General features: G+C 57.5%; 27 protein-coding genes. 15 read left to right on the forward strand and 12 right to left on the reverse strand.

Features of this window, described 5'->3' with window-relative positions; translation table 11 throughout:
• The first annotated feature begins 1 nt into the window (after position 1).
• Positions 2–922, forward strand: coding sequence for a glutathione ABC transporter permease GsiC (gsiC, locus tag HBM95_07370; protein NIH42749.1), 921 nt, complete (start codon positions 2–4; stop codon positions 920–922).
• A gap of 1 nt (position 923) precedes the next feature.
• Positions 924–1,835, forward strand: coding sequence for a glutathione ABC transporter permease GsiD (gene gsiD, locus HBM95_07375; GenBank protein NIH42750.1), 912 nt, complete (start codon positions 924–926; stop codon positions 1,833–1,835).
• Positions 1,836–1,896: 61 nt separating this feature from the next.
• On the opposite strand, the gene rimO is transcribed toward gsiD, so the two are convergent.
• Complete coding sequence (gene rimO, locus HBM95_07380) at positions 1,897–3,222, reverse strand: 30S ribosomal protein S12 methylthiotransferase RimO (protein NIH42751.1); 1,326 nt, start codon at positions 3,220–3,222, stop codon at positions 1,897–1,899.
• 216 nt (positions 3,223–3,438) lie between these two features.
• On the opposite strand from rimO, the gene bssR reads away from it, so the two are divergent.
• Both bssR and HBM95_07390 read left to right on the forward strand, forming a co-directional pair.
• Positions 3,439–3,822 carry a biofilm formation regulator BssR gene (gene bssR, locus HBM95_07385; protein NIH42752.1) on the forward strand — a complete coding sequence of 128 codons (384 nt, stop codon included), beginning with the start codon at positions 3,439–3,441 and terminating at the stop codon, positions 3,820–3,822.
• A 108-nt stretch (positions 3,823–3,930) separates the two neighbouring features.
• Entirely contained in the window at positions 3,931–5,049 is a 1,119-nt protein-coding gene (locus HBM95_07390) for a PQQ-dependent sugar dehydrogenase (protein NIH42753.1), read from the forward strand.
• Here HBM95_07390 and HBM95_07395 read toward each other — a convergent pair whose 3' ends face one another.
• A complete protein-coding gene (locus tag HBM95_07395) occupies positions 5,050–5,676 on the reverse strand; it encodes a glutathione S-transferase family protein (protein ID NIH42754.1) in 627 nt (208 codons plus the stop codon).
• A gap of 241 nt (positions 5,677–5,917) precedes the next feature.
• On the opposite strand from HBM95_07395, the gene dacC reads away from it, so the two are divergent.
• Entirely contained in the window at positions 5,918–7,123 is a 1,206-nt protein-coding gene (gene dacC, locus HBM95_07400; GenBank protein ID NIH42755.1) for a serine-type D-Ala-D-Ala carboxypeptidase, read from the forward strand.
• Between the two features lie 67 nt (positions 7,124–7,190).
• On the opposite strand, the gene deoR is transcribed toward dacC, so the two are convergent.
• The 3 genes from deoR to HBM95_07415 form a co-directional block, all read right to left on the reverse strand.
• On the reverse strand, positions 7,191–7,949 hold the full coding sequence (gene deoR / locus HBM95_07405; protein NIH42756.1) for a DNA-binding transcriptional repressor DeoR: 759 nt from the start codon (positions 7,947–7,949) through the stop codon (positions 7,191–7,193).
• 68 nt (positions 7,950–8,017) lie between these two features.
• Complete coding sequence (gene ybjG, locus HBM95_07410; GenBank protein ID NIH42757.1) at positions 8,018–8,626, reverse strand: undecaprenyl-diphosphate phosphatase; 609 nt, start codon at positions 8,624–8,626, stop codon at positions 8,018–8,020.
• Positions 8,627–8,633: 7 nt separating this feature from the next.
• On the reverse strand, positions 8,634–9,362 hold the full coding sequence (locus tag HBM95_07415) for a phosphatase PAP2 family protein (protein NIH42758.1): 729 nt from the start codon (positions 9,360–9,362) through the stop codon (positions 8,634–8,636).
• Positions 9,363–9,530: 168 nt separating this feature from the next.
• Between HBM95_07415 and HBM95_07420 the strand changes: the two genes are divergently transcribed.
• A complete protein-coding gene (locus tag HBM95_07420; GenBank protein NIH42759.1) occupies positions 9,531–10,763 on the forward strand; it encodes an MFS transporter in 1,233 nt (410 codons plus the stop codon).
• An 89-nt stretch (positions 10,764–10,852) separates the two neighbouring features.
• Here HBM95_07420 and HBM95_07425 read toward each other — a convergent pair whose 3' ends face one another.
• Together HBM95_07425 and HBM95_07430 are read right to left on the reverse strand one after the other, a co-directional pair.
• A complete protein-coding gene (locus HBM95_07425; protein NIH42760.1) occupies positions 10,853–11,665 on the reverse strand; it encodes an HAD family hydrolase in 813 nt (270 codons plus the stop codon).
• Complete coding sequence (locus HBM95_07430; protein NIH42761.1) at positions 11,655–12,869, reverse strand: MFS transporter; 1,215 nt, start codon at positions 12,867–12,869, stop codon at positions 11,655–11,657. The genes HBM95_07425 and HBM95_07430 overlap by 11 nt, the downstream gene beginning before the upstream one ends.
• Before the next feature lie 80 nt (positions 12,870–12,949).
• On the opposite strand from HBM95_07430, the gene HBM95_07435 reads away from it, so the two are divergent.
• Complete coding sequence (locus HBM95_07435; GenBank protein NIH42762.1) at positions 12,950–13,501, forward strand: TetR family transcriptional regulator; 552 nt, start codon at positions 12,950–12,952, stop codon at positions 13,499–13,501.
• 21 nt (positions 13,502–13,522) lie between these two features.
• On the opposite strand, the gene arsC is transcribed toward HBM95_07435, so the two are convergent.
• The 4 genes from arsC to HBM95_07455 form a co-directional block, all read right to left on the reverse strand.
• Entirely contained in the window at positions 13,523–13,954 is a 432-nt protein-coding gene (gene arsC / locus HBM95_07440; GenBank protein NIH42763.1) for a glutaredoxin-dependent arsenate reductase, read from the reverse strand.
• A 12-nt stretch (positions 13,955–13,966) separates the two neighbouring features.
• Complete coding sequence (locus HBM95_07445) at positions 13,967–15,256, reverse strand: arsenic transporter (protein ID NIH42764.1); 1,290 nt, start codon at positions 15,254–15,256, stop codon at positions 13,967–13,969.
• Between the two features lie 40 nt (positions 15,257–15,296).
• Positions 15,297–15,617: a metalloregulator ArsR/SmtB family transcription factor gene (locus HBM95_07450; GenBank protein NIH42765.1), complete on the reverse strand. Its 321-nt coding sequence runs from the start codon at positions 15,615–15,617 to the stop codon at positions 15,297–15,299.
• Positions 15,618–15,870: 253 nt separating this feature from the next.
• Positions 15,871–17,556: an aspartate:alanine antiporter gene (locus tag HBM95_07455; protein ID NIH42766.1), complete on the reverse strand. Its 1,686-nt coding sequence runs from the start codon at positions 17,554–17,556 to the stop codon at positions 15,871–15,873.
• A gap of 279 nt (positions 17,557–17,835) precedes the next feature.
• Here HBM95_07455 and HBM95_07460 point away from each other — a divergent pair, with 279 nt between their 5' ends.
• Positions 17,836–18,204, forward strand: coding sequence for a hypothetical protein (locus tag HBM95_07460; GenBank protein NIH42767.1), 369 nt, complete (start codon positions 17,836–17,838; stop codon positions 18,202–18,204).
• A gap of 30 nt (positions 18,205–18,234) precedes the next feature.
• Here HBM95_07460 and HBM95_07465 read toward each other — a convergent pair whose 3' ends face one another.
• Complete coding sequence (locus tag HBM95_07465; GenBank protein ID NIH42768.1) at positions 18,235–18,504, reverse strand: GrxA family glutaredoxin; 270 nt, start codon at positions 18,502–18,504, stop codon at positions 18,235–18,237.
• Between the two features lie 184 nt (positions 18,505–18,688).
• Here HBM95_07465 and nfsA point away from each other — a divergent pair, with 184 nt between their 5' ends.
• From nfsA to potI, 7 genes are all read left to right on the forward strand, one after another.
• The gene (gene nfsA, locus HBM95_07470) at positions 18,689–19,411 is read left to right on the forward strand and encodes a nitroreductase NfsA (protein ID NIH42769.1); all 723 of its coding nucleotides are present in this window, start codon (positions 18,689–18,691) and stop codon (positions 19,409–19,411) included.
• A 69-nt stretch (positions 19,412–19,480) separates the two neighbouring features.
• Positions 19,481–20,383 (forward strand): 30S ribosomal protein S6--L-glutamate ligase, encoded by a 903-nt coding sequence (rimK, locus tag HBM95_07475; GenBank protein NIH42770.1) that lies wholly within the window; start codon positions 19,481–19,483, stop codon positions 20,381–20,383.
• 63 nt (positions 20,384–20,446) lie between these two features.
• Positions 20,447–20,923 (forward strand): YbjN domain-containing protein, encoded by a 477-nt coding sequence (locus HBM95_07480; GenBank protein NIH42771.1) that lies wholly within the window; start codon positions 20,447–20,449, stop codon positions 20,921–20,923.
• A 351-nt stretch (positions 20,924–21,274) separates the two neighbouring features.
• Positions 21,275–22,387, forward strand: coding sequence for a spermidine/putrescine ABC transporter substrate-binding protein PotF (gene potF / locus HBM95_07485; protein ID NIH42772.1), 1,113 nt, complete (start codon positions 21,275–21,277; stop codon positions 22,385–22,387).
• A 102-nt stretch (positions 22,388–22,489) separates the two neighbouring features.
• Positions 22,490–23,623: a putrescine ABC transporter ATP-binding subunit PotG gene (gene potG / locus HBM95_07490; protein ID NIH42773.1), complete on the forward strand. Its 1,134-nt coding sequence runs from the start codon at positions 22,490–22,492 to the stop codon at positions 23,621–23,623.
• Positions 23,624–23,632: 9 nt separating this feature from the next.
• Complete coding sequence (gene potH, locus HBM95_07495; GenBank protein NIH42774.1) at positions 23,633–24,586, forward strand: putrescine ABC transporter permease PotH; 954 nt, start codon at positions 23,633–23,635, stop codon at positions 24,584–24,586.
• A complete protein-coding gene (gene potI, locus HBM95_07500) occupies positions 24,583–25,428 on the forward strand; it encodes a putrescine ABC transporter permease PotI (GenBank protein ID NIH42775.1) in 846 nt (281 codons plus the stop codon). The genes potH and potI overlap by 4 nt, the downstream gene beginning before the upstream one ends.
• Positions 25,429–25,489: the final 61 nt, after the last annotated feature.

Consider the following 25,489-nt stretch of genomic DNA (forward strand, 5'->3'; position numbering starts at 1 on the left):
CATGCTGAACTATGTTTGTAAACGCCTGCTGGGGCTTATCCCGACGCTGCTGATTGTGGCGGTGCTGGTGTTTCTGTTTGTCCATATGCTGCCGGGCGATCCGGCGCGTCTGGTTGCCGGGCCTGAAGCGGATGCCACCGTCATTGACCTGGTGCGTAAACAGCTTGGCCTCGACCAGCCGCTGTATATGCAGTTCATCCATTATATCTGCAACGTTCTGCAGGGCGATTTTGGTATCTCGATGGTGTCGCGCCGTCCGGTGTCGGAGGAGATTGCCAGCCGCTTTATGCCGACGTTCTGGTTAACGATAGCCAGCATGAGCTGGGCGGTGGTGTTTGGGCTTGGCGCCGGGATTGTCGCGGCCGTCTGGCGCAACCGCTGGCCGGACAAGCTCGGCATGGCGCTGGCGGTGACCGGCATCTCCTTCCCGGCGTTCGCGCTGGGGATGCTGCTGATGCAGATCTTCTCCGTCGAGTTGGGCTGGCTACCGACCGTCGGGGCCGATACCTGGAAGCATTATATTCTGCCCTCCATGACGCTGGGCGCGGCCGTGTCGGCAGTGATGGCCCGCTTTACCCGCGCCTCGTTCGTGGACGTGCTTAGCGAAGATTATATTCGCACTGCGAGGGCGAAAGGGGTCAGCGAGAAGTGGGTCATTCTCAAGCACGGGTTCCGCAATGCGATGATCCCGGTGGTGACGATGATGGGGCTGCAGTTTGGCTTCCTGCTGGGTGGCTCTATCGTCGTGGAAAAGGTCTTCAACTGGCCGGGGCTGGGACGTCTGCTGGTCGATTCCGTCGAGATGCGCGACTACCCGGTGATTCAGGCGGAAGTCCTGCTTTTCTCGCTGGAGTTTATTCTTATCAACTTAGTGGTGGACGTGCTCTACGCCGCCATTAACCCGGCCATCAGGTACAAGTAAGATGCGATTGTTGAACTGGCGGCGTCAGGCCGTTTTGAGCGCGATGCCGGGGCTGAAACCGGAGCATGTCCGCACGCCGTGGTCCGAATTCTGGCGGCGTTTTCGCCGTCAGCCGGTCGCGATGGCGGCGGGGCTGTTTGTGCTGCTGCTGATTGCGGTGGCGATCGTTGCGCCCTGGGTGGCGCCGTTTGATGCGGAGAACTATTTTGACTACGACCGTCTGAACGACGGCCCCTCGATGCTGCACTGGTTCGGCGTGGACTCCCTCGGTCGCGATATCTTCAGCCGCGTGCTGGTGGGGGCGCAGATTTCTCTCGCCGCCGGAGTGTTCGCGGTGCTGATCGGCGCGGCCATCGGGACCGTGCTGGGGCTTGTCGCCGGGTATTACGAAGGCTGGTGGGACCGCATCATCATGCGCATCTGCGACGTGCTGTTTGCCTTCCCCGGCATTCTGCTGGCGATTGCCGTGGTGGCTATCATGGGCAGTGGTATGGCGAACGTGATTATCGCCGTCGCGGTCTTTTCGATACCGGCCTTTGCCCGCCTGGTGCGCGGCAACACGCTGGTGCTGAAACAGCAAACCTTTATCGAATCCGCCCGCAGCATGGGGGCAAGCGACGCTACCATCCTCTTTAGCCATATTCTGCCGGGCACGGTATCGTCCATCGTGGTCTATTTCACCATGCGTATCGGGGTGTCGATTATCTCGGCGGCCAGCCTGTCGTTTTTAGGGTTAGGGGCTCAGCCACCGACGCCGGAGTGGGGCGCGATGCTGAACGAGGCGAGGGCGGATATGGTGATTGCGCCGCACGTGGCGATCTTCCCGAGTCTGGCGATTTTCCTGACCGTGCTGGCGTTTAATCTGCTGGGGGACGGGCTGCGCGACGCGCTGGATCCGAGGATTAAGGGGTAGTGCAGTAAAATGTGCCGGGTGGCGGCTACGCCTTACCCGGCCTACAACAGAGGGAGGGAGATTAAACCCGGCTACCCCACAGGTCATACTCATCCGCGTTTTCAACCTTCACGCGAATAATATCGCCCGGCTTAACGTTGGTTTCGCCATTCAGGTACACCGCGCCGTCGATTTCAGGGGCGTCCGCCATGCTGCGGCCAATCGCGCCTTCTTCGTCCACTTCGTCGATGATGACCATAATTTCGCGGCCCACTTTTTCCTGCAGACGCTCGGCAGAGATCTGCTGTTGCAGCTGCATGAAGCGGTTCCAGCGCTCTTCTTTCACCTCTTCCGGCACCTGGTCCGCCAGCTCGTTGGCGGTTGCGCCTTCTACCGGGCTGTATTTGAAGCAGCCGACGCGGTCAAGACGCGCTTCTTTCAGGAAGTCGAGCAGCATCTGGAAGTCTTCTTCGGTTTCACCCGGGAAGCCGACGATGAAGGTGGAGCGCAGGGTCAATTCCGGGCAGATTTCACGCCACTGCTTGATGCGCGCCAGCTGGCGGTCAACCGAGCCAGGGCGCTTCATCAGCTTCAGGATACGCGGACTGGCGTGCTGCAGCGGGATATCCAGGTATGGCAGGATTTTGCCTTCCGCCATCAGCGGGATCACGTCGTCAACGTGCGGGTACGGGTAGACGTAGTGCAGACGCGTCCAGATACCCAGTTTAGACAGCTGCTCGCACAGGCCCACCATGCTGGTTTTCACCGGCTCGCCGTTGTGGAACCCGGAGCGGTGCTTAACGTCCACGCCGTACGCGGAGGTGTCCTGGGAAATCACCAGCAGCTCCTTCACGCCCGCGTCGGCCAGGCGTTTCGCTTCCGCCAGCACTTCGCCAATCGGACGGCTCACCAGATCGCCACGCATGGACGGGATAATGCAGAAGGTGCAGCGATGGTTGCAGCCTTCGGAAATTTTTAAGTAAGCGTAGTGGCGCGGCGTCAGCTTCACGCCCTGTTCCGGCACCAGGCTCAGGAACGGGTTGTGCTTGGGTTTTGGCACGTAGTGATGAACATGTTGCAGCACCTGCTCGTAGCTGTGCGGGCCGGTGATCTCCAGCACCTTCGGGTGCACTTCGCGGATCTGGTCTTCTTTCGCACCCAGACAGCCGGTCACGATCACTTTGCCGTTTTCGGTCAGGGCTTCACCGATGGCTTCCAGTGACTCCTGCACCGCGCTGTCGATAAAGCCACAGGTGTTCACGATCACCATATCGGCGTTGTCGTAGCTTGGCACCACGTCATAGCCTTCGGTGCGCAGTTCGGTCAGGATGCGTTCGGAATCCACCAGGTTTTTCGGGCAGCCCAGGGAGACGAAGCCGATTTTCGGCTGGTGCGTAACATTACTCATAGGTTAAAAATTCATCAATTATGGAGTTATCAGGGCGGGATTTTACAGCGTATCGCGTGGGATTTATACACTCTTTGCAAGCGGGATGGGCCGGGTAGAGGTTGTAACATTGTAAATAATGTTAATTGGTTAAGAATAATTGATCTCAGGCATTAAACTGTACAAAAAATGAACTTATTCTGAATATGCAACATGGCTGACAGAGGAGGAAATAGCATGTCCGTTGACAGACTGAAACGCGATCTGCTTAACAAGCTGATCAACGCCCGAATCGACCTGGCCGCCTATCTGCAGCTCAGGAAGGCAAAGGGCTATATGTCAGTCAGCGAAAGCGAACATCTGCGTGATAACCTGTTTGAACTGTGTAATTTCATGCGTGAAAAAGCACCGACCCTGAAGGCGGAATACGATGAATGCGAGCTAATGGCGCTGCGCCGTGCCGCTGAGGTGCTCTCCATTGCAGGGGTATGTTTGATGAACGGACGCCACGACTGCCCGAATTTTATTGCTGTTAACGCGGAGAAGCTTGAAAACTGCCTGACAACGCTCTCTCTTTGCATCATGTGCCTGAATAAGCACGAGACGCTTTCACAGCACTGAGCCCGGGGGGAGACAACTCCCCCCATCTGATTAAGCTTTTGTAAAAGTGGTAACGCGCCCGGAGGTAATGGCTAATCTTTATGCCATATGCCGAAAAAGGAGCGCGTTATGCCTCGATCCTCGTTGATTTTCCTGCCTGCGTTATTCATTCCGTTTTCGCTTATTGCCGCGCCAGAGGCGGTGAAGGTTGAGGTGCTGCAAAACCGACTCGATCACCCGTGGTCGATGGCGTTCCTGCCGGGCAATAACGGTTTACTGGTCACCCTTAAGGGCGGGCAGCTCAAGCGCTGGCAGGCCGGGAAAGGGCTTTCCGATCCCATTGTCGGCGTGCCGAAGGTGTGGGCGAACGGCCAGGGAGGACTGCTGGACGTGGTGCTGGCGCCGGATTTTGAAAAGTCGCGTCGCGTCTGGCTGAGCTATGCCGAAGCCGGGCAGGACGGCAAGGCCGGAACGGCGGTGGGCTATGGCCGCCTGAGCGACGATTTTTCCCGCATCGAGGGATTTCAGGTGGTGTTCCGCCAGATGCCGAAACTCTCTACCGGAAACCATTTTGGCGGGCGACTGGTGTTCGACGGAAAAGGGTATCTCTTTATCGGACTCGGCGAGAACAACCAGCGCCCGACGGCGCAGGATCTGGACAAGCTGCAGGGTAAAGTGGTGCGCCTCACCGAAGACGGCAAAGTGCCGCCGGATAACCCGTTTGTGAATACCTCCGGCGCGCGGCCTGAAATCTGGTCTTATGGTATTCGCAACCCGCAGGGAATGGCGATGAACCCGTGGAGCGACACGCTGTGGCTGAACGAGCACGGCCCGCGCGGCGGGGATGAAATCAACATCCCGGAGAAGGGCAAAAATTACGGCTGGCCGCTGGCGACGCACGGCATCAACTACAGCGGGCTGAAAATCCCGGAGGCCAAAGGCGAGCACGTTGAGGGCGCGGAGAAGCCACTGTTTGTCTGGAAAGTGTCACCCGCCGTCAGCGGCATGGCGTTCTACAACAGCGACGTGTTCCCGCAGTGGAAAAACAAGCTGTTTATCGGCGCACTGAAGGAGAAGGACGTTATCGTGCTGAGCGTAGACGGCAACAGGGTCACGGAGGACGGTCGGATCCTGGGCGACCGGGATAAGCGTATTCGCGATGTGCGGGTGGGGCCGGACGGGTATCTGTATGTACTGACGGATGAAACGGACGGGCAGCTGTTGAAAGTCAGCCCGTCCGGAGCGTAATCAGGTGACCGGGATCATCACCACGTTACGGTATGCCGGGCGATCGCTCAGCTGTTTAAGCCAGCGCTCAAGGTGCGGGCGCGGGGTCCACTTCAGACCGAGGTTGGTCAGGTTCCACACGAACGGCGCAACGGCAATATCACCCACGCCGAACGCCTCACCGGAGAACCAGGCGTGGTTCGCCAGTTCGTCATCCATCATGGCAAACAGGTTTTCGCAGGCATCCTGCGCGGCATGAATAGCAGGGTAGTCGCGCTCGGCTTCAGGGGTCCTCACCAGCCCCATCAGGATCACGCGGTGAACGGGGGAGAGCGTCTGGTTTGCCCAGTCCATCCACTTCTCACCCTGGGCGCGCTGCGCCGGGTTTTCAACCCACAGGCGGCCAAGACCGTACTGGGCGGCGAGGTAACGCACAATGGTGTTGGACTCCCAAAGCGTCGCGTCTGTTTCGTCATCCCGCAGCAGCGGCACCAGGCCGTTCGGGTTCATGGCCAGATAGTCGGCCTCTTTGTTCACGCCGAACGACATGCCAGCCATGATTTGATTAAACGGTAAATCCAGCTCTTCCAGCGTCCAGAGCACTTTCTTAACGTTGGTCGAATTGTTCCTGCCCCACAGCGTAATCATATTTTCTCCTGATGAGATGTGAATCCGGGTCGGCTTTTCGCCATGGTGAGATAAACCTAACAATTACGCAACAGAAGACAAAAAAATCGCCTGAATCAAAGCGTAAATGAATGTTATTGCATAAACTTTAATAACTTTACCCTCGTTGGGTTTCTTTAACCGTTTTAGTGCGCTATTACTCATCGCTTCTTGCGACACGGTGATGTGACGTAATTTTTGAATGGACACTCGGGTGGCATTTATGACGCGAAAAATGACTTCTCTGCGCAGCCTGGCGGCAGGCTCTGCGCTCCTTTTCCTGTTTGCACCAACGCTCTACGCGGCTGAACAGGCTGCGCCCGAAGCGCCGCCTGTGGACGCGCGCGCCTGGATCCTGATGGACTACTCCAGCGGTAAAGTGCTGGCGGAAGGCAATGCCGATGAGAAACTCGATCCGGCGAGCCTGACCAAAATCATGACCAGCTATGTCGTCGGGCAGGCGTTAAAAGCGGGCAAGATCAAGCTGGACGATATGGTTACCATCGGGAAGGATGCCTGGGCGACCGGTAACCCGGCGCTGCGCGGCTCGTCGGTGATGTTCCTGAAGCCTGGCGATCAGGTCTCCGTCTCCGATCTGAATAAAGGGGTAATCATTCAGTCGGGAAATGATGCGTGCATCGCGCTGGCCGATTACGTTGCCGGCAGCCAGGATTCTTTCATTGGTTTGATGAATGGCTACGCGCAGAAGCTCGGCTTAACCAACACCACCTTCAAAACGGTTCACGGTCTGGATGCGCCGGGACAATTCAGTACCGCGCGCGACATGGCGCTGCTGGGGAAAGCGCTGATCCACGACGTGCCGGATGAATATGCCATCCACAAAGAGAAAGAGTTTACCTTCAACAAAATTCGCCAGCCGAACCGCAACCGTCTGCTGTGGAGCAGCAACGTCAACGTGGACGGAATGAAGACCGGCACTACGGCCGGTGCGGGCTATAACCTGGTGGCCTCCGCGACGCAGGGCGATATGCGTCTGATCTCGGTGGTGCTGGGCACCAAAACCGACCGCATCCGCTTTAATGAATCAGAAAAACTGCTGACCTGGGGCTTCCGCTTCTATGAAACCGTGACGCCGATTAAACCGGATGCCACGTTCGTCAGCCAGCGCGTCTGGTTTGGTGACAAGAGCGAGGTGAATCTGGGGGCAGGTGAGGCCGGTTCCGTGACCATTCCGCGCGGCCAGCTGAAAAACCTGAAGGCCAGCTATACCCTGACTGACCCGCAGCTCACCGCGCCGCTGAAAAAAGGCCAGGTGGTCGGGACGATTGATTTCCAGCTAAACGGCAAGTCGATTGAACAGCGTCCGCTGATTGTGATGGAAGCGGTAGAAGAGGGCGGTTTCTTTAGCCGGATGTGGGATTTCGTGATGATGAAATTCCACGGGTGGTTTGGCAGCTGGTTTAGTTAAATCTTGTGGGTTTTCTCCCTCTCCCTTTGGGAGAGGGCCGGGGTGAGGGCGTCAGGCCGCACCCCTCTTAATACATCAACTTCACCTGCTGCGCCTTTGCATGGGCTACAATCTCGTCGTCCGGGCGGCAATCGCTGACGATGGCGTCAAACTGCGCCAGCTCGCCCATTCTTGCCGAACGCACCTTGCCAAACTTACTGTGATCGACCACCAGCACATGGTACTGCGCGGCGCTTAACGCCCAGTGCTTCACCGGCAGCTCTTCCAGATTAAAGCAGGTTGCACCCTGGCGCACGTTCACGCCTGCGGCAGAATAAAACGCGATGTCCGGGCATAAATTGCTGAGCGTGTCCTGCAGGTTAAGCGGCTTGAAGATGGCGTTGCTGGCGTGAAACTCGCCGCCGCAGAGGATTACCCTGCACTCGGGTTTCTCCTGAAGCGCCAGAAAGGTGTTGAGGGAGTAGCACACGGCGGTAAAAGGAATGCTGCTGTCGATGGCTTCGATAATCCACGGCGTGGTCGTTCCGCAGTCAAAAAACAGCGTCTGGTGCGGCTGTACCAGCGTGGCCGCAAGGCGCGCGGCTTTGCGTTTCTCGTCCACCAGCCGCGTCTTCTGGTCGCTGATCAGATAATGGCTGGCGCTACGCGGCTCAAGCACAATATACCCGCCCAGCAGCACCACGGGAGCGCTGTCGCTGTTCAGATCCCGACGAATGGTCATCTCTGAGACGCCGAGGAGGTTGGCGGCTTCCTTAAGATGCAGCTTATCGCTGCGCTTCAGCGCCTGTAGCAGCTGAGCAATGCGGTCATCGCGACGTGTTTCCATAGTTCCTCGGGATAAAAAAAGTGAACCCCCGCAGGGCGGGGGTTCAAGTGTAACCTGTCAGGTTGGGGTTAGTCACGTATCCAGCCTTTGCGGATCGGGATAGCGAAAATGGCACGATAGAGTGAAGACAGCGTGCGGTAGAGCGCTTCACCGAAGAGGCTCCACAGGATAGCCGCGCTCACGCAGCCAATCAGCCCGACCAGGAAACCGCCCACCATATCGAGCGGCCAGTGAACGCCCAGGTAAACGCGAGACCAGGCGATTGCCAGGGCCGCCACCATCAGGACTGCACCAGACCACAGGCGATGCCAGAACAGGAAAGCCAGCGCGAAGGTGAAGATAACCGTACCGTGATCGCTCGGGAAGGAGTCATCCGGCGCGTGGTGCAGGAAGGTATAGCCGATGCGATCGACAAACGGACGATCGTGCGGGAACGCGTGGCCGAGAATATAGCTGACCAGTACGCTTACTCCGAGTGCCATCGCCACTTTAATCACCAGCTGGCGCTGCGCCTTGACCTGGCTGCGGGGCCCCCACAGCCAGAGAATGGCTGCCAGCGCAGGCACAATACTGATAAGGTCTTTCGCCAGAAAGGTGGCAAAATCGATCATCCACTCTGGCGAGGCCGGGGTGGCGTTGATCAGATAAAACAGCTGATAATTCAGATTCTCTAGCATAGCGTTATCACTCTTTTGCAAACCGGGTGGAAACCAGCCCGTAGACTGCCACCTGGGAAAACCAGACCCACCACCCGGCCCACAGGTTGTGAGAGAAAAAATGTGCCCCGCGCATGACCTGGCCGAAGCCCATCGCCAGACCGAGCAGCACGCCGAGGGCAACAAAACTCCAGGCGAGACGCGGACGCTTGCGCCAGAAGGCAAAAAACAGCCCCATCACCATAAAGCCGCTGGAGGAATGACCTCCTGGGAAACAGCGCCCCGGACCGCTGTCTGCCGGAACGGAACTGAACAGAGGATAAGACACGGCCTTACCGCCATATTCCACCAGATCCCACGGACAGCTATGGTGGCTCATGCTTTTCAGCACGCCGACCACCAGCGCGCCAAGCCCCATCAGCAGCGCAGCGGTGACCAGCCTTGCATTACGTTTATAAGCGCCGTAAAACAGCGCCATGGCGCCTAAGGCGATCGCAATGTACTTCGCCAGACGATGGTTCAGCAGATCCAGCAGGTGGTCTTTTTGCAGCGGGAAAGTCTGTGTCGCCGCGTCATACCAAAAGCCGGTGATCCATCTGTCGAACGCTTCATTGCGCGATAGCCACGTAAACACCACGGCAAGGACTATCAGCACTAAAAGCTGATAACCATAAAAGCGGGGCGGTAAGCGGTAAAGTCGTTTTGTCTTATTTGTCTGTAAGTTAGACAATTCTGAACGGCTGGAGGTGAGTGCCATAATATGAGGTCGTTGACGAATAATCGGGCTATCATAAATCTGTCAACTTAAGGAAACCTTAAACGAAGACGATATGTGCTTTATTTCTGTTTATCCTCGATAAATTACTATCTCGGGCTGCGGCATTTCATTACACTCGTCGCGATTTTGTCATCATAAAGAGATTGCATGTTAAACCGTTCTACTTCTGGTTCACGTCTGGGTCGTCAGGCGTTGCTTTTCCCCCTGTGTCTGGTGCTCTACGAATTCTCTACCTATATCGGCAACGATATGATCCAGCCCGGTATGCTGGCCGTTGTGGAGCAGTACAACGCGGGAATTGAGTGGGTGCCGACCTCCATGACCGCCTACCTGGCCGGCGGCATGTTTTTACAGTGGCTGTTAGGCCCGCTGTCGGATCGTATTGGCCGCCGCCCGGTCATGCTGACGGGTGTGGTGTGGTTTATCGTCACCTGTCTTGCTACGCTGCTGGCACAAAACATTGAGCAATTTACCCTGCTGCGCTTCCTGCAGGGGGTCAGCCTGTGCTTTATCGGCGCCGTGGGGTATGCCGCCATTCAGGAGTCGTTTGAAGAGGCGGTGTGTATCAAAATTACCGCGCTGATGGCGAACGTGGCGCTGATCGCCCCCTTACTCGGGCCGCTGGTGGGGGCCGCATGGGTGCACGTTGCACCGTGGGAAGGGATGTTTGTGCTCTTTGCCGTTCTCGCCGCTATTGCGTTCTTCGGCCTGCACCGTGCGATGCCGGAAACGGCTACCCGTCTGGGCGAAAAACTCTCGCTGAAAGAGCTGGGCCGGGATTACAAAGCAGTGCTGAAAAATGGCCGCTTTGTGGCGGGGGCGCTGGCGACCGGATTCGTTAGCCTGCCGCTGCTGGCGTGGATCGCGCAGTCACCGGTGATAATCATCAGCGGTGAAAAACTCAGCAGTTACGAGTACGGCCTGCTGCAGGTGCCGATCTTTGGCGCGCTGATTATCGGTAACCTGGTACTGGCCCGTCTAACGTCTCGCCGCACCGTGCGTTCCCTGATTATTATGGGCGGCTGGCCGATTGCGGCAGGTCTGATTCTTGCTGCGGTGGCGACCGTCGCGTCATCCCACGCGTACTTGTGGATGACGGCGGGGCTGAGTATTTATGCTTTCGGGATTGGCGTGGCGAACGCCGGCCTGGTGCGCCTGACGCTGTTTGCGAGCGAGATGAGTAAAGGCACGGTGTCCGCGGCGATGGGGATGCTGCAGATGCTGATTTTTACCGTCGGTATCGAAGTGAGCAAGCATGCCTACGCCCTGGGCGGCAACGGTCTGTTCAGCCTGTTTAACCTCGCCAACGGCGCGCTGTGGGTTGGCCTGATGGTGGTGTTCCTGAAAGACAAACGCGTCGGAAACGCCCTGCAACCTTAATTCTTATTCCCTTTCCCTGTGTGAGTGCACGGAACAGTCCCCTCTCCCTGTGGGAGAGGGCTAGGGTGAGGGCACCAGACCGCACGGTATCAATTAAACGGTGCCTCCCCGTTCAGCACCTTCTCAATCACGTTTAAAACGCCTTCATCGTTATTGTGTGGCGCTTCAAAACGCGCCGCCGCTTTAATATGCGGTCTGGCATTCGCCATCGCAAAGCTGAACCCGGACTGGCGCAGCATCTCCACGTCGTTGCCGCTGTCGCCGAAGGCAACCACTTCGCTATCGTCTATGCCCCAGCGCTTTTGCAGGATCCGCAGACCGTTGGCTTTATGCACGCCGGGGATAATCAGGTCAATGCTGCCGTGACCGGTGGTGACGGGCACCATAATGTCGCTCAGCTTTTCATGCAGCAGCGCCTGAATGCGCGGAATTTCATCATCGGAAACGTTGAGCCCGAACTTGAAGAAGATGTCGTTCAGGTTGTCGAAATCCTGCACCCTTTCGAGGCGGTGATAATATTTTGACGCGATATCAATGAAGGCATCGTCATAGGCCTTAAGGGTGTAGGCGCTGCCTTTCCCGCAGGCGATAATCTCAATGCCGGGGACATCATTCAACACGGTGGCCACGGTGCTGAAATGCGCTTTTGTCAGCTCGCCGTTGAATACATCTTCCCCGGCATCGACCACCCAGCCGCCGTTTTCAGCGACGAACGCAATTTCATGCGCGATCTCCGGGAAAAAGGAGATCAGCTGGTAATACTGGTTACCGCTGGCGACCACGAAGCGAATGCCTTGCGCCTTCATGCGCGCATACTGCCCCAGAAAGCGCGGGCGGTTATAGGTCTTGGCATCACTCAGGAATGTGCCATCCATGTCGACGGCGATCAGTTTAACGCTCATATCCCTTCTCCAGTGTCGTTTGATTCGTTTCCGGCTTTGCCACCGCGCGCGCCACCAGCGCCGCGATGATGACCAACCCTAATACCACCAGCATGGCGCTGCGCAGCCCGTAGTGCTCGCCGAGGAAGCCGAGCAGCGGTGGCCCGACCAGGAAGGCAAGATAGCCCGTGGTCGCCACCACGCTGACGCGCGTCGGGGCATCCGGGCCGGTATCGCTGGCGGCTGAAATGGTCAGCGGGAAGCCGAGCGACGCGCCCAGACCCCAGAGGATCACCGAGACCCCGGCAATCCAGTCCACGTCCACAAAGACGATCATCGCAATACCCAGGCCGCCCAGCAGGGCGCTGGCGCGCACCACCGCCACGCGGCTGTAGCGGTCGATAAACCAGCCGCCGGTGAAGCGCCCGACGGTCATCCCCAGCGTAAACCCGGCGTAAATCAGCGAACCGGAGGTCGGGCTAAAGCCGTGACCGTCCACCATCAGCAACGGCAGCCAGTCGTTGGCGGAACCTTCCGCGAAAGCCATCGCCAGCACCACCACGCCGATGAGCATCAGTTGGAAATCGCGGTAGAAGGGTAGCCCTTTTTCCGCCGAATGCTGTTCTTCAGCGGAATTCTTGCCGGTACCGTTCGGGATCGCCCGGATGCCGGTCAGGATCGGAATGATGCACACCAGCGCCGCCAGCAGAATATGCAGATTCGCGCTCACGCCGGTGGCCGTCAGCGCCATCCCCACGCCCGCGCCGGCGAGCGTGCCGAGGCTGTAAAAACCGTGCATCATCGGCAGCACGGTTTTGTTCATCTCGCGCTCGACCGCCGCCCCTTCAACGTTGATGGCAACCTCAGCCGAACCGAAGCTGCCGCCAAATACCGTCAGCCCCAGGGCAAACAGCACCGGCGAGGCAAACCACAGCGCCACGCTTAATATCACCATCCCGAACACCGCGAAGCACATGGTGGTGCGGATCACCGCCCGCGTACCGAAGCGCTTCACCAGCCAGGCAGAGCAGAGAATGCCGCTCATGGAGCCTATCGACAGGCCGAACAGGACGATGCCCATCTCAGCGGTAGAAACGGACAAAATATCGCGAATGGCGGGGGTGCGCGTGGCCCAGGAGGCCATCAGCAGGCCGGGAATGAAGAAGAACATAAACAGCGCCCACATGCGGAGCTGCAGGGCTTTACGGGGAGAGGTCAGCGTCATTGGGGAGCACCAGAAGTACAACGATAGCGACAACACTAGCAAGTTTGTGTACATTTGTACATAAACCACGTGAGGAATTTATGAGCAGACCACCGAACGATCCGCATCGCCGGGAGAAGATCCTGCAGGCCACGCTCGATACCATTGCCGAGCACGGGATTCACGCCGTCACGCACCGTAAAATCGCCACCTGCGCGGGCGTGCCGCTGGGGTCGATGACCTATTATTTCGACGGTATGGAGCCGCTGCTGGAGGAGGCCTTCACATGGTTTACCCGACAGATGTCGCAGCAATACCGGGATTTCTTCTCGGGCGTCACCGGGCCGGAAATGGCGTGCGAATCCATCACCACGCTGATCCACAGCTCGCAGGTGACCACGCCGCACAACATGGCGCTGATGTATCAGCTCTACGCCTTTATGCACCGCAGCGCGGCGCTCAAAACGGTGATGCAGGACTGGATGAAGATGAGCCAGACCACGCTGGAGCAGTGGTTCGACCCGGTCACCACTCGCGCGCTGGACGCGTTTATCGAAGGGATGACGCTGCACTATGTCACCGACCGGGCGCCGTTAACCCGCGAAGAGATCCGGGCGATGGTGGGGAGAATTGCGGGCGAGGGGAACCCTTAGGCATCACTCGCCCTGCCAGTTTTACCTGGGTTCGATTTTGTTCCCGCTGGCGTCCACGACGGCTTCACCATCCTCTTTGGTAAACGCCCCTTTCTGCGCCTCCGGCAGAATGTCGAGCACGACTTCAGACGGGCGGCACAGGCGGGTACCAAGCGGCGTCACCACGATTGGACGGTTAATCAGGATCGGGTATTGCAGCATAAAATCGATAAGCTGGTCGTCGGTGAAGGTATCTTCAGCAAGGCCGAGCTGTTCATACGGCTCCACGTTTTTACGCAGCAGATCCCGCACCGAAATGCCCATGTCGGCAATCAGGGTGGTCAGCTTCTCGCGCGACGGCGGGGTTTCCAGATAGAGGATAATCTCCGGCTCCGTGCCGCTGTTGCGGATCATCTCCAGCGTATTGCGCGACGTGCCGCAGGCGGGGTTGTGATAAATGGTGATGTGGCTCATATCAGTGGCTCATTACAGTGTGAAGGAGAGACGTAGCGCCAGCGCGGCGAGCGTCACAAACAGGACCGGCAGCGTCATGATGATGCCCGTCCGGAAATAGTAGCCCCAGGTAATCGTCATGTTTTTCTGCGCCAGCACGTGGAGCCAGAGCAGGGTGGCGAGGCTACCGATAGGCGTGATTTTCGGCCCCAGATCGCAGCCAATTACGTTGGCGTAAATCATCGCGTCCTTGATCAATCCCGTCGCCGTACTGCCCTCAATGGAGAGCGCGCCAATCAGCACCGTGGGCATATTGTTCATTATGGATGACAGAAACGCGGTGATGAACCCGGTCCCCAGCGTGGTGGCCCACAGTCCGTGTCCGGCCAGGCTATTCAGTACACCTGTGAGAGAGTCCGTCAGCCCGGCATTGCGCAGGCCATACACCACCAGATACATCCCCAGCGAGAAGATAACAATTTGCCACGGTGCGCCGCGCAGCACTTTTCCGGTGTTTATCGCATGCCCGCGTTTTGCAACGGTAAACAAAATCAGCGCGCCGACGGTGGCGATGGCGCTGACCGGAATGCCGAGAGGTTCAAGCACAAAGAAGCCGACGAGCAGAAGCAGCAGCACGATCCAGCCCGTTCTGAACGTCGGGAGATCGTGAATGGCCCGCGCGGGCTCCTGAAGTTTCGCCAGGTCATATTCCGGGGGAATTTCCTTGCGGAAGAAGAGATGCAGCATCACCAGCGTTGCGGCAATCGCGGCGATATCTACCGGGATCATCACCGAGGCGTATTCGCTGAACCCCAGCTTAAAGAAGTCTGCCGACACGATGTTGACCAGATTGGATACAATCAGCGGCAGGCTTGCGGTATCGGCGATAAAACCTGCCGCCATCACAAACGCCAGCGTGGCCTGCTTGCTGAAGCCCAGCGCCAGCAGCATGGCGATAACGATAGGCGTGAGGATCAGCGCCGCACCGTCATTGGCAAACAGCGCCGCCACGGCCGCACCCAGCAGTACGATATAAGTAAACAGCAATCGACCGCGACCGTTTCCCCAGCGGGCAACGTGCAGCGCCGCCCATTCGAAAAAGCCGGACTCATCCAGCAGCAGGCTGATGATGATGACGGCGATAAACGTTGCCGTAGCGTTCCAGACGATATTCCACACCACAGGTATATCGTTAATGTGGATCACTCCGCTTGCCAGTGCCAGCAGAGCGCCAATGGTCGCGCTCCAGCCGATACTGAGCCCCTTTGGCTGCCAAATGACCAGCACCAGCGTAAACAGAAAAATAGCCCCTGCCAGAAACATCTTTTACTCCGTTATATCTGTTTTTGTGAATGTATTGTTATCAGCACGAGCCCGGAAGCCGGTTTTTAAGCTTCATGCGCGTCTCTTCCCGCAGGCAGTTCCAGCTGTTGTCGATAACGGTTGCCGCCCATGCAGGCATGTTGGGAGAGAGACGGTAATGGACCCATTTGCCCTCGCGACGGTCGATCACCAGCCCGGACTCGCGCAGCAGCGCCATGTGGCGGGAGACCTTCGGCTGAGATTCGGCGGTCGCGGCGCAGAGATCGCAGACGCACAGCTCGCCCGCTTCACGAAGCAGCATGACGATGGCGAGCCGCGTTTCGTCGGAGAGGGTTTTGAAGAGCTGGAGGGGGTGGAGCATGCGGATTCCTGCTAGCGGATTAACTCATATGTGTTTAATCATATATGTTTTGATGGTAAGAGAGAAGGTTAGATTAGAGGAAGGGGAATTTCAGGCAACAAAAAACCCATCAACCTTGAACCAAAACGGCGGGGTTGATGGGCTCCACAAATTGGGGACATCAAAGAAAAGCAGTGGCACTAGTTATGACTGCCCCCTGCAAAAAAAGTTCTGCGCGTAACAAAAATTTTTTCATTACGCGCAAACTTAGGAGTTATCCGAGTCCCGGCCAGATGATGATAATCAGCGTACCCGCCAGCGTCAGCAGCACGTTAGCGATAGCGTAGGTGCCTGCATACCCCAGCGCCGGGATGTTGCTGCGCGCGGTATCGCTGATGATTTCCATAGCAGGCGCACAGGTACGCGCCCCCATCATCGCCCCGAAGAGCAGGGCGCGGTTCATGCGCAGCACGTAGGCGCCGAACAGGAAGCAGATCACCACCGGCACCAGGCTGACGATAAGGCCGGAAACCAGCATCTGCCAGCCGACGGCGCCCAGGCTGTGGCCGATGCCGCTGCCCGCGCTTAAGCCGACGCCTGCCATAAACACCATCAGACCGAACTCTTTCACCATGTTCAGCGCGCCCTGCGGAATGTAGCCGAAGGTCGGGTGGTTGGCTCGCAGGAAGCCCAGCATGATCCCGGCGAACAGCAGCCCGGCGGCGTTACCGATGCCGAAGCTGAAGTTGCTGAACTGGAAGGTGATCATCCCGATCATCAGCCCGACGATAAAGAAGGCGCAAAAGGCCAGCAGGTCGGTGACCTGGCTGTGAATGGAGATAAAACCGATGCGGTCGGCAACGGTTTTTACGCGTCGCGCGTCGCCGCTGACCTGCAGAACGTCGCCTTTGTTGAGCACGACGTTATCGTCGATGGGCATCTCAATCTGGCTGCGGATCACGCGGTTGAGGAAGCAGCCGTGGTCGGTCAGCTTCAGCTGCGCCAGGCGACGGCCCACGGCGTTGTGGTTTTTCACCACGATCTCTTCGGTGACGATGCGCATATCGAGCAGGTCGCGGTCGAACACCTCTTTGCCGTTACGGAAGCTCGGGTCGAGACGGGCATGGGCGTCCGGGTAACCCACCAGCGCGATGTCGTCGCCCATCTGCAGCACCGCGTCGCCGTCCGGGTTCGCCAGAATGCCGTTGCGGCGGATGCGTTCGATGTAGCAGCCCGTCTGGCGGTAAATCCCCAGCTCGCGCAGGTTTTTGCCGTCTGCCCATGCCACCAGCTCCGGCCCGACGCGATAGGCGCGGATAACCGGAAGATAGACTTTACGTTTGGAATCGGTATCCAGGCCGCGCTCGCGGGCGATTTGCTGGGCGCTGGTCTGCAGATCCTGGTGCTGCAGTTTTGGCAGGTAGCGTGCACCAACGATCAGGCTCACCAGACCAATCAGATAGGTCAGGGCATAGCCGAGGCTCAGGTGGTCGAGGGCGGTAGAGAGCTGCGCGCCCGCCATGCCGGAATGGCGCAGGGTATCACCGGCACCCACGAGCACGGGGGTGGAAGTCATGGAGCCTGCCAGCATACCGGCCGTAAGCCCGATATCCCAGCCAAACAGTTTACCCAGCCCTAACGCGATCAGCAGCGCGCTGCCGACCATCACCAGCGCCAGCATCAGATAATTTTTGCCGTCGCGGAAGAAAATTGAAAAAAAGTTAGGTCCCGCTTCTACGCCAACGCAAAAAATAAACAGCATAAAACCTAAGTTCAGCGCGTCCGTGTTAATGCTGAAGTGCTGCTGGCCTAATAATAAGGAGACGACTAAAACGCCAATGGAATTACCGAGTTGAACCGAACCCAGGCGCAATTTACCCAGGCAAAGACCCAGCGCCAGTACCACAAATAATAACAGGATGTAATTCCCATTTAACAAGTCTGCGACGTTTATATTCACGGAGGCTAACTTCTTGTTTACCAGTAAGTTGTTGAATGAAAGGACTTTTTGGGCTACTGTTTTCTGGGTCAGGGAAAGGCGTTAACGCTCCCTGTTTCCTGCTTTATTCCCTAAAACATTAGCTGGCGTGTAGTTTAATCGCATTAGCTACTGACAGCTACTGATTATCGCATCACCCTGTGCGTACTTTGGCATGGATTGCCGCACTGCTTTATCTGACTGGGCGTCTACCCGACGAATGTGTATTTGATAGAGATAAGTCAGGAGGATAGTTTGAATATGAAACGAAACTGGGCGGGGGTGATCAGCTGTTTTTTGCTGTTCACGGTCGTGTGCATGTCGCTCGCATTTAATGTGAAGGGCGCGTTCAGGGCGTCCGGGCATCCTGAGCTGGGGTTGCTCTTCTTCACGCTGCCGGGGGCTGCCGCCAGTTTTCTCTCCCGCAAAGGGGAGGTGGTGAAACCGCTTCTCGGTGCCATACTCGCAGCGCCGCTGTGTCTGCTGATGATGCGCCTGCTGTATATTTCAACGCGGAGTTTCTGGCAGGAGCTGGCGTGGCTGCTGAGCGCGGTGTTCTGGTGCGCTCTTGGCGCGCTCTGCTACCTGTTTGTGCGCAGTTTGGTTCAGCACCGACGGCACCACAAATAAAAACGCCCTCACGGTGAGGGCGCCTTTTCATTACTGAGCGGCAAACAGGCCCAGATGTTCTTTGGCGTAGGCTTCAAAGTCGGTGCAACCGCCGATGTGTTTCTGATCGAGGAAGATCTGCGGTACGGTTTCAACCGGCTTACCGACGGTTTTTTCCAGATCGGCTTTGGTGATGCCTTCCGCGTGGATGTCCACATAACGGAAGTTGAAGTCATCGCGCTCTTCGGTCAGTTTCTCAGCCAGCTCTTTCGCGCGAACACAGTAAGGGCACCCTGGACGACCAAAAATTACTGCAAACATTTCTCTCTCCTCAAAAAACAAGCCTGACGGCGAATAGCACGTATAGTGCCCGATAACCTGTCGTCATTAAAGAAGGTTTCGCCTGTCGTTATAATATCTATGAGCTATGTTTCGCCAATTACACCGCGCATATCATTGCCTATACTGGCTGCCATACGTATTAAGCACGACAAAGAGAGACAAGATGACGCCAACCATAGACCTGCTCCTTTCCCACCGTTCCATTCGCCACTTCACCGATGAGCCGATTACCGAGGCGCAGCGCGAAGCGATTATTAACAGCGCAAGAGCGACCTCCAGCTCCAGCTTCCTGCAGTGCAGCTCGATTATCCGCATTACCGACCCGGCCATGCGTGAACAGCTTGTCACGCTGACCGGCGGGCAGAAGCATGTGGCCCAGGCGGCAGAGTTCTGGGTGTTCTGCGCCGACTTTAACCGCCACCTGCAGATCTGCCCTGAGGCCGAGCTGGGGCTGGCCGAACAGCTGCTGCTGGGCGTGGTGGATACCGCGCTGATGGCGCAAAACGCCTTTACGGCGGCGGAGTCGCTGGGATTAGGCGGTGTTTATATTGGCGGGCTGCGTAACAACATTCAAAGCGTGACCGATCTGCTGAAGCTGCCAAAACACGTGCTGCCGCTGTTTGGCCTGTGCCTCGGCTGGCCTGCGGATAACCCGGATCTGAAGCCGCGCATTCCTGCCGCGATGCTGGTGCACGAAAACCACTACCAGCCGGTCGATCAGAACGTCCTGAATCAATATGATGAAGAGCTGGCCAACTATTACATGACGCGCGGCAGCAATAACCGTCGCGACACCTGGACTGATCATATTCGCCGCACCATCATCAAAGAAAACCGCCCGTTTATTCTTGATTACCTCCACAAACAGGGGTGGGCGACGCGATAGTCCATTCCTCCTGCGCCTGCCTGCGTATATGATATGCAGGCTTTTTCCATGTCTTCAGAGAGGTGCAGGGTGAAAATTGCCATATTGTCCCGGGATGGAACGCTCTATTCATGTAAGCGCCTGCGAGAAGCGGCGGCGAAACGCGGGCATCAGGTTGAGATCCTCGACCCGATGTCCTGCTATATGAACATCGACCCGGCCGCCTCGTCGATTCACTACAAAGGCCGCAAGCTGCCGCATTTTGATGCGGTGATCCCCCGCATCGGCTCCCAGATCACCTATTACGGCACCGCCGCGCTGCGCCAGTTCGAGATGCTGGGCAGCTACCCGCTCAACGAGTCCGTCGCCATTTCCCGCGCCCGCGACAAGCTGCGCTCGTTGCAGCTGCTCGCCCGCCAGGGAATCGATCTTCCCGTCACCGGGATTGCCCATTCCCCGGACGACACCAGCGATCTTATCGATATGGTGGGCGGCGCGCCTTTGGTGATCAAGCTGGTGGAAGGCACACAGGGCATTGGCGTGGTGCTGGCGGAGACCCGTCAGGCGGCGGAGAGCGTGATTGACGCCTTTCGCGGTCTGAATGCGCATATTCTGGTGCAGGAGTACATCGAAGAGGCGAAAGGGCGCGATATTCGCTGCTTTGTGGTAGGTAACGAGGTCGTGGCGGCTATCGAGCGTCAGGCCAAAGAGGGCGATTTCCGCTCTAACCTCCACCGCGGCGGCGTGGCGCGGGTGGCTGATATCAGCGACCGCGAGCGGGAAATTGCCGTCAAAGCGGCGCAAACCCTCGGGCTGGACGTGGCAGGCGTGGACCTTCTGCGGGCGACGCGCGGGCCGCTGGTCATGGAGGTGAATGCCTCGCCGGGGCTGGAGGGCGTGGAAAAAACCACAGGGGTCGATATTGCAGGTAAAATGATCGCATGGATCGAACGTCATGCGACGCCGGGCTACTGTCTTAAAACGGGTGGTTAAATGGATTACCGCGCGCTTTTTGAGTACCCTATGCGAAGTTTTTATTAAAGAGGCTGCACAGCGATGGATTTACAGGTCGTTCCTACACTGGATACGTTACGTCAATGGCTTGATGATGCCGGGATCACGTTCTTTGAATGCGATTCCTGCCAGGCGCTGCATCTGCCTCACATGCAGAATTTCGATGGCATTTTCGATGCCAAAATCGATCTGATTAACGACGTGATCCTATTTTCCGCGCTGGCCGAAGTGAAGCCGTCCGCGCTGCTGGCGCTGGCCTCCGATCTCTCGGCGATCAACGCCAGTTCTTTGACGGTGAAAGCATTTCTCGATATACAGGATGATAATCTGCCGAAACTGGTGGTTTGCCAGTCTTTATTCTCCGGTGCCGGGCTGTCGTTCAAGCAGTTCGCCTGGTTTATGCGCTTGAGTGAAGAGCAAATTTCCATGGTAATGATGGAAGCCAATGCACACCATCTGCTGTATAGCGCGGAAGATGATGCAGAGAATAATGATGCATCTCCCAATTTTCTTCACTAAGCCTGTCTGACTTTTGCGCAGTCGCTGCCAGAGCGGCTGCATAAGGCCATTTTTTCTGCTGCTTTTAACCTTTCTTTAAAGAATATTTCACCTCCTCAAAGGCCGTTTCGGCTTATCACGTAGACTTAACCTGCATAAAAAATTGATAAAAGGCGTTTTTTCGTCTGGGCTATAGCCGGAGACACGGGCTACAGTTATTCTTGCGATGCTTAAAAAAGCGAGCGGAAGCTGCCGGGTAAAGAGGTTTCTTTTTATTTTGAGCAGAGCGACAAACTATGCATGATTTTTGCATATATCCAGATTGCACAGTTTTAGTTCGTTTGTTAACGAGCTTTCAGAAGGAATAACACTATGATCGCCTTGAATAAAAAATGGTTATCGGGTCTGGTTGCGGGTGCTCTGATGGCCGTCTCTGCCGGCACGCTCGCTGCGGAACAAAAAACGCTGCACGTTTACAACTGGTCTGACTATATTGCGCCGGACACGGTGGCAAATTTTGAAAAAGAGACCGGCATTAAGGTGGTTTACGACGTTTTCGATTCCAACGAAGTGCTGGAAGGAAAGCTGATGGCGGGCAGCACCGGGTTTGACCTGGTCGTGCCTTCCGCGAGCTTCCTGGAGCGTCAGCTGACGGCGGGTGTGTTCCAGCCGCTGGATAAAAGCAAATTATCGAACTGGAAAAACCTCGATCCGGAAGTGCTGAAGCTGGTCGCCAAGCATGACCCGGATAACAAATACGCCATGCCTTACCTGTGGGCGACCACCGGTATCGGCTACAACGTGGATAAAGTCAAAGCCGCGCTGGGCCCGGACGTCAAGCTGGACAGCTGGGACGTGGTGCTGAAGCCGGAAAACCTCGAGAAGCTGAAAAGCTGCGGCGTCTCCTTCCTCGATGCGCCGGAAGAGATTTTTGCCACCGTGCTGAACTACCTGGGCAAAGATCCGAACAGCAACAAGGCGGATGACTACACCGGCCCGGCGACCGATCTGCTGCTGAAGCTGCGTCCAAACATCCGTTACTTCCATTCGTCTCAGTACATCAACGACCTGGCGAACGGCGACATCTGCGTGGCGATCGGCTGGGCAGGGGACGTGTGGCAGGCGGCTAACCGCGCGAAAGAGGCGAAAAACGGCGTGAACGTGTCTTACTTCATTCCGAAAGAGGGTGCCCTGGCCTTCTTCGACGTCTTCGCGATGCCGGCTGATGCGAAAAACAAAGACGAAGCGTATCAGTTCCTTAACTACCTGATGCGTCCTGAGGTGATCGCCCACATCAGCGACCACGTGTACTACGCCAACGGTAACAAGGCCTCCGTGCCGCTGGTAAGCGAAGCGATCCGCAGTAACCCGGCAATCTATCCGCCGGCGGACGTGTTCGCCAAGCTGTTTACCCTGAAGGTTCAGGATCCAAAAATTGACCGCGTCCGTACCCGTGCGTGGACTAAGGTGAAAAGCGGTAAATAATTTACCGTGAGTCGTAGGCCGGGCAAGCGCACCGCCCCCGGCAACGGGCGCACCGTTCTGGTGCGCCTGCACCATGATTTGATTTATGCCGGAGAGCACCCCGTGAATGACGCGATCCCCCGCCCGCAGGCGAAAGTCCGTAAAGCGCTGACCCCGCTTCTTGAAATTCGTAACCTCACCAAATCTTTTGATGGCCAGCATGCCGTGGACGACGTCAGCCTGACTATCTATAAAGGCGAAATATTCGCGCTATTGGGCGCCTCGGGCTGCGGTAAATCGACCCTGCTGCGTATGCTGGCCGGTTTTGAACAGCCCACCGCCGGGCAGATTATGCTCGATGGCGTGGATCTCTCCAGCGTGCCGCCGTACCAGCGCCCGATTAACATGATGTTCCAGTCCTACGCGCTGTTTCCGCACATGACGGTGGAGCAAAACATCGCCTTTGGCCTGAAGCAGGACAAGCTGCCGAAAGCCGAAATCACCGCGCGCGTGGCAGAAATGCTAAGCCTCGTTCACATGCAGGAGTTCGCGAAGCGTAAGCCGCACCAGCTTTCCGGCGGCCAGCGTCAGCGCGTGGCCCTGGCGAGAAGCCTGGCGAAACGCCCGAAGCTGCTGCTGCTCGACGAGCCGATGGGTGCCCTGGACAAAAAGCTGCGCGACCGCATGCAGCTGGAAGTGGTGGATATTCTCGAGCGCGTGGGCGTGACCTGCGTGATGGTCACCCATGACCAGGAAGAGGCCATGACCATGGCCGGTCGTATCGCGATCATGAACCGCGGTAAGTTCGTGCAGATTGGCGAGCCGGAAGAGATTTACGAGCATCCGACCACCCGCTACAGCGCGGAGTTCATCGGCTCGGTCAACGTCTTCGAAGGACTGCTGAAGGATCGTCAGGAGGATGGTCTGGTCATCGAATCGCCGGGGCTGCAGCATCCGCTTAAGGTCGATCCTGACAGCTCGGTAGTGGACAACGTGCCGGTCTACGTGGCGCTGCGCCCGGAGAAGATCATGCTCTGTGACGATCCGCCTGCCGACGGTTACAACTTTGCCGTCGGCGAAGTGGTGCACATTGCCTATCTGGGCGATCTGTCCATCTACCACGTGCGCCTGAAAAGCGGACAGATGCTCAGCGCCCAGCTGCAGAACGAACATCGCTACCGGAAGGGCCAGCCGACCTGGGGCGACGAAGTGCGCCTGTGCTGGGACGCGGACAGCTGCGTTGTGCTGACGGTATAAGGAGCGATCATGAGCACACTTGAACCTCCAGCCCGTGCAGCCAAACCGGGCGGCTTTGCCCACTGGCTGACGCGCCTTAAGATGAACCACGGCCGCAAGCTGGTAATCGCCATGCCGTACGTGTGGCTGATCCTGCTGTTCCTGCTGCCGTTCCTGATCGTGTTTAAGATCAGCCTGGCGGAGATGGCCCGGGCGATCCCGCCGTATACCGATCTGTGGGAGTGGGCCGACGGACAGCTGACGCTGACCTTGAACCTGGGTAACTTCCTGCAGCTCACCGAGGATCCGCTCTATTTCGAAGCGTATCTGCAGTCGCTGCAGGTGGCGGCGATCTCGACGCTCTGCTGTCTGGCGATGGGCTACCCGCTGGCGTGGGCGGTGGCGCACAGCAAGCCATCGACGCGCAATATCCTGCTGCTGCTGGTGATCCTGCCGTCGTGGACCTCGTTCCTGATCCGCGTTTACGCGTGGATGGGGATCCTGAAAAACAACGGCGTGCTGAATAACTTCCTGATGTGGCTCGGGGTTATCGATCAGCCGCTAACGATCCTGCACACTAACCTTGCGGTCTATATCGGCATTGTGTACGCCTATCTGCCGTTTATGGTGCTGCCGATCTATACGGCCCTGACGCGGATTGATTACTCGCTGGTGGAAGCGTCGCTCGATCTCGGCGCCCGTCCGCTGAAAACCTTCTTCAGCGTCATTGTCCCGCTGACCAAAGGCGGCATTATCGCCGGGTCGATGCTGGTCTTTATTCCGGCGGTCGGGGAGTTTGTGATCCCGGAACTGCTCGGTGGGCCGGACAGCATCATGATTGGCCGCGTGCTGTGGCAGGAATTCTTCAATAACCGCGACTGGCCGGTGGCGTCGGCGGTGGCGATTATCATGCTCCTGCTGCTGATCGTCCCGATCATGTGGTTCCACAAGCATCAGCAGAAACAGATGGGAGATCGCGGATGAACAACCTACCGGTAGTACGCTCCCCGTGGCGAATTCTGATCCTCATTATCGGCTTTACCTTCCTGTATGCGCCGATGCTGATGCTGGTGATCTACTCGTTCAACAGCTCTAAGCTGGTGACGGTCTGGGCGGGCTGGTCGACGCGCTGGTACAGCGAGCTGTTCCACGACGACGCGATGATGAGCGCGGTGGGGCTGAGCCTGACCATTGCTGCCCTGGCGGCCACGATGGCCTGCGTTCTGGGCACCATCGCCGCGCTGGTGATGGTGCGCTTCGGGCGTTTTCGCGGGTCGAACGGGTTTGCCTTCATGATCACCGCCCCGCTGGTGATGCCGGACGTGATAACCGGCCTGTCGCTGCTGCTGCTGTTCGTGGCGCTGGCGCACGCCATCGGCTGGCCGGCGGATCGCGGTATGCTCACCATCTGGCTGGCGCACGTGACTTTCTGTACCGCGTATGTCGCGGTGGTGATCTCTTCGCGCCTGCGCGAGCTGGATCGCTCCATCGAAGAGGCGGCGATGGATCTCGGCGCCACGCCGCTGAAGGTCTTCTTCATCATCACGCTGCCGATGATCATGCCGGCGGTGATCTCCGGCTGGCTGCTGGCGTTCACGCTGTCGCTGGACGATCTGGTTATCGCCAGCTTTGTCTCCGGCCCGGGCGCGACGACGCTGCCGATGCTGGTTTTCTCCAGCGTGCGCATGGGAGTCAACCCGGAGATCAACGCCCTGGCCTCTATCATCCTCGGCGTGGTCGGAATTGTCGGATTTATCGCCTGGTATTTGATGGCACGCGCGGAAAAACAGCGCGTGCGCGATATCCAGCGTGCAAGACGCGGCTGAAGCATTTAAAATTTCCAGTGATGTGCCGCGCATGACGCGGCACTGTTTTTCAGGGAAGTAA

The sequence above is a fragment of the Enterobacter asburiae genome (assembly GCA_011754535.1).
Classification (GTDB): Bacteria; Pseudomonadota; Gammaproteobacteria; order Enterobacterales; family Enterobacteriaceae; genus Enterobacter; species Enterobacter cloacae_N.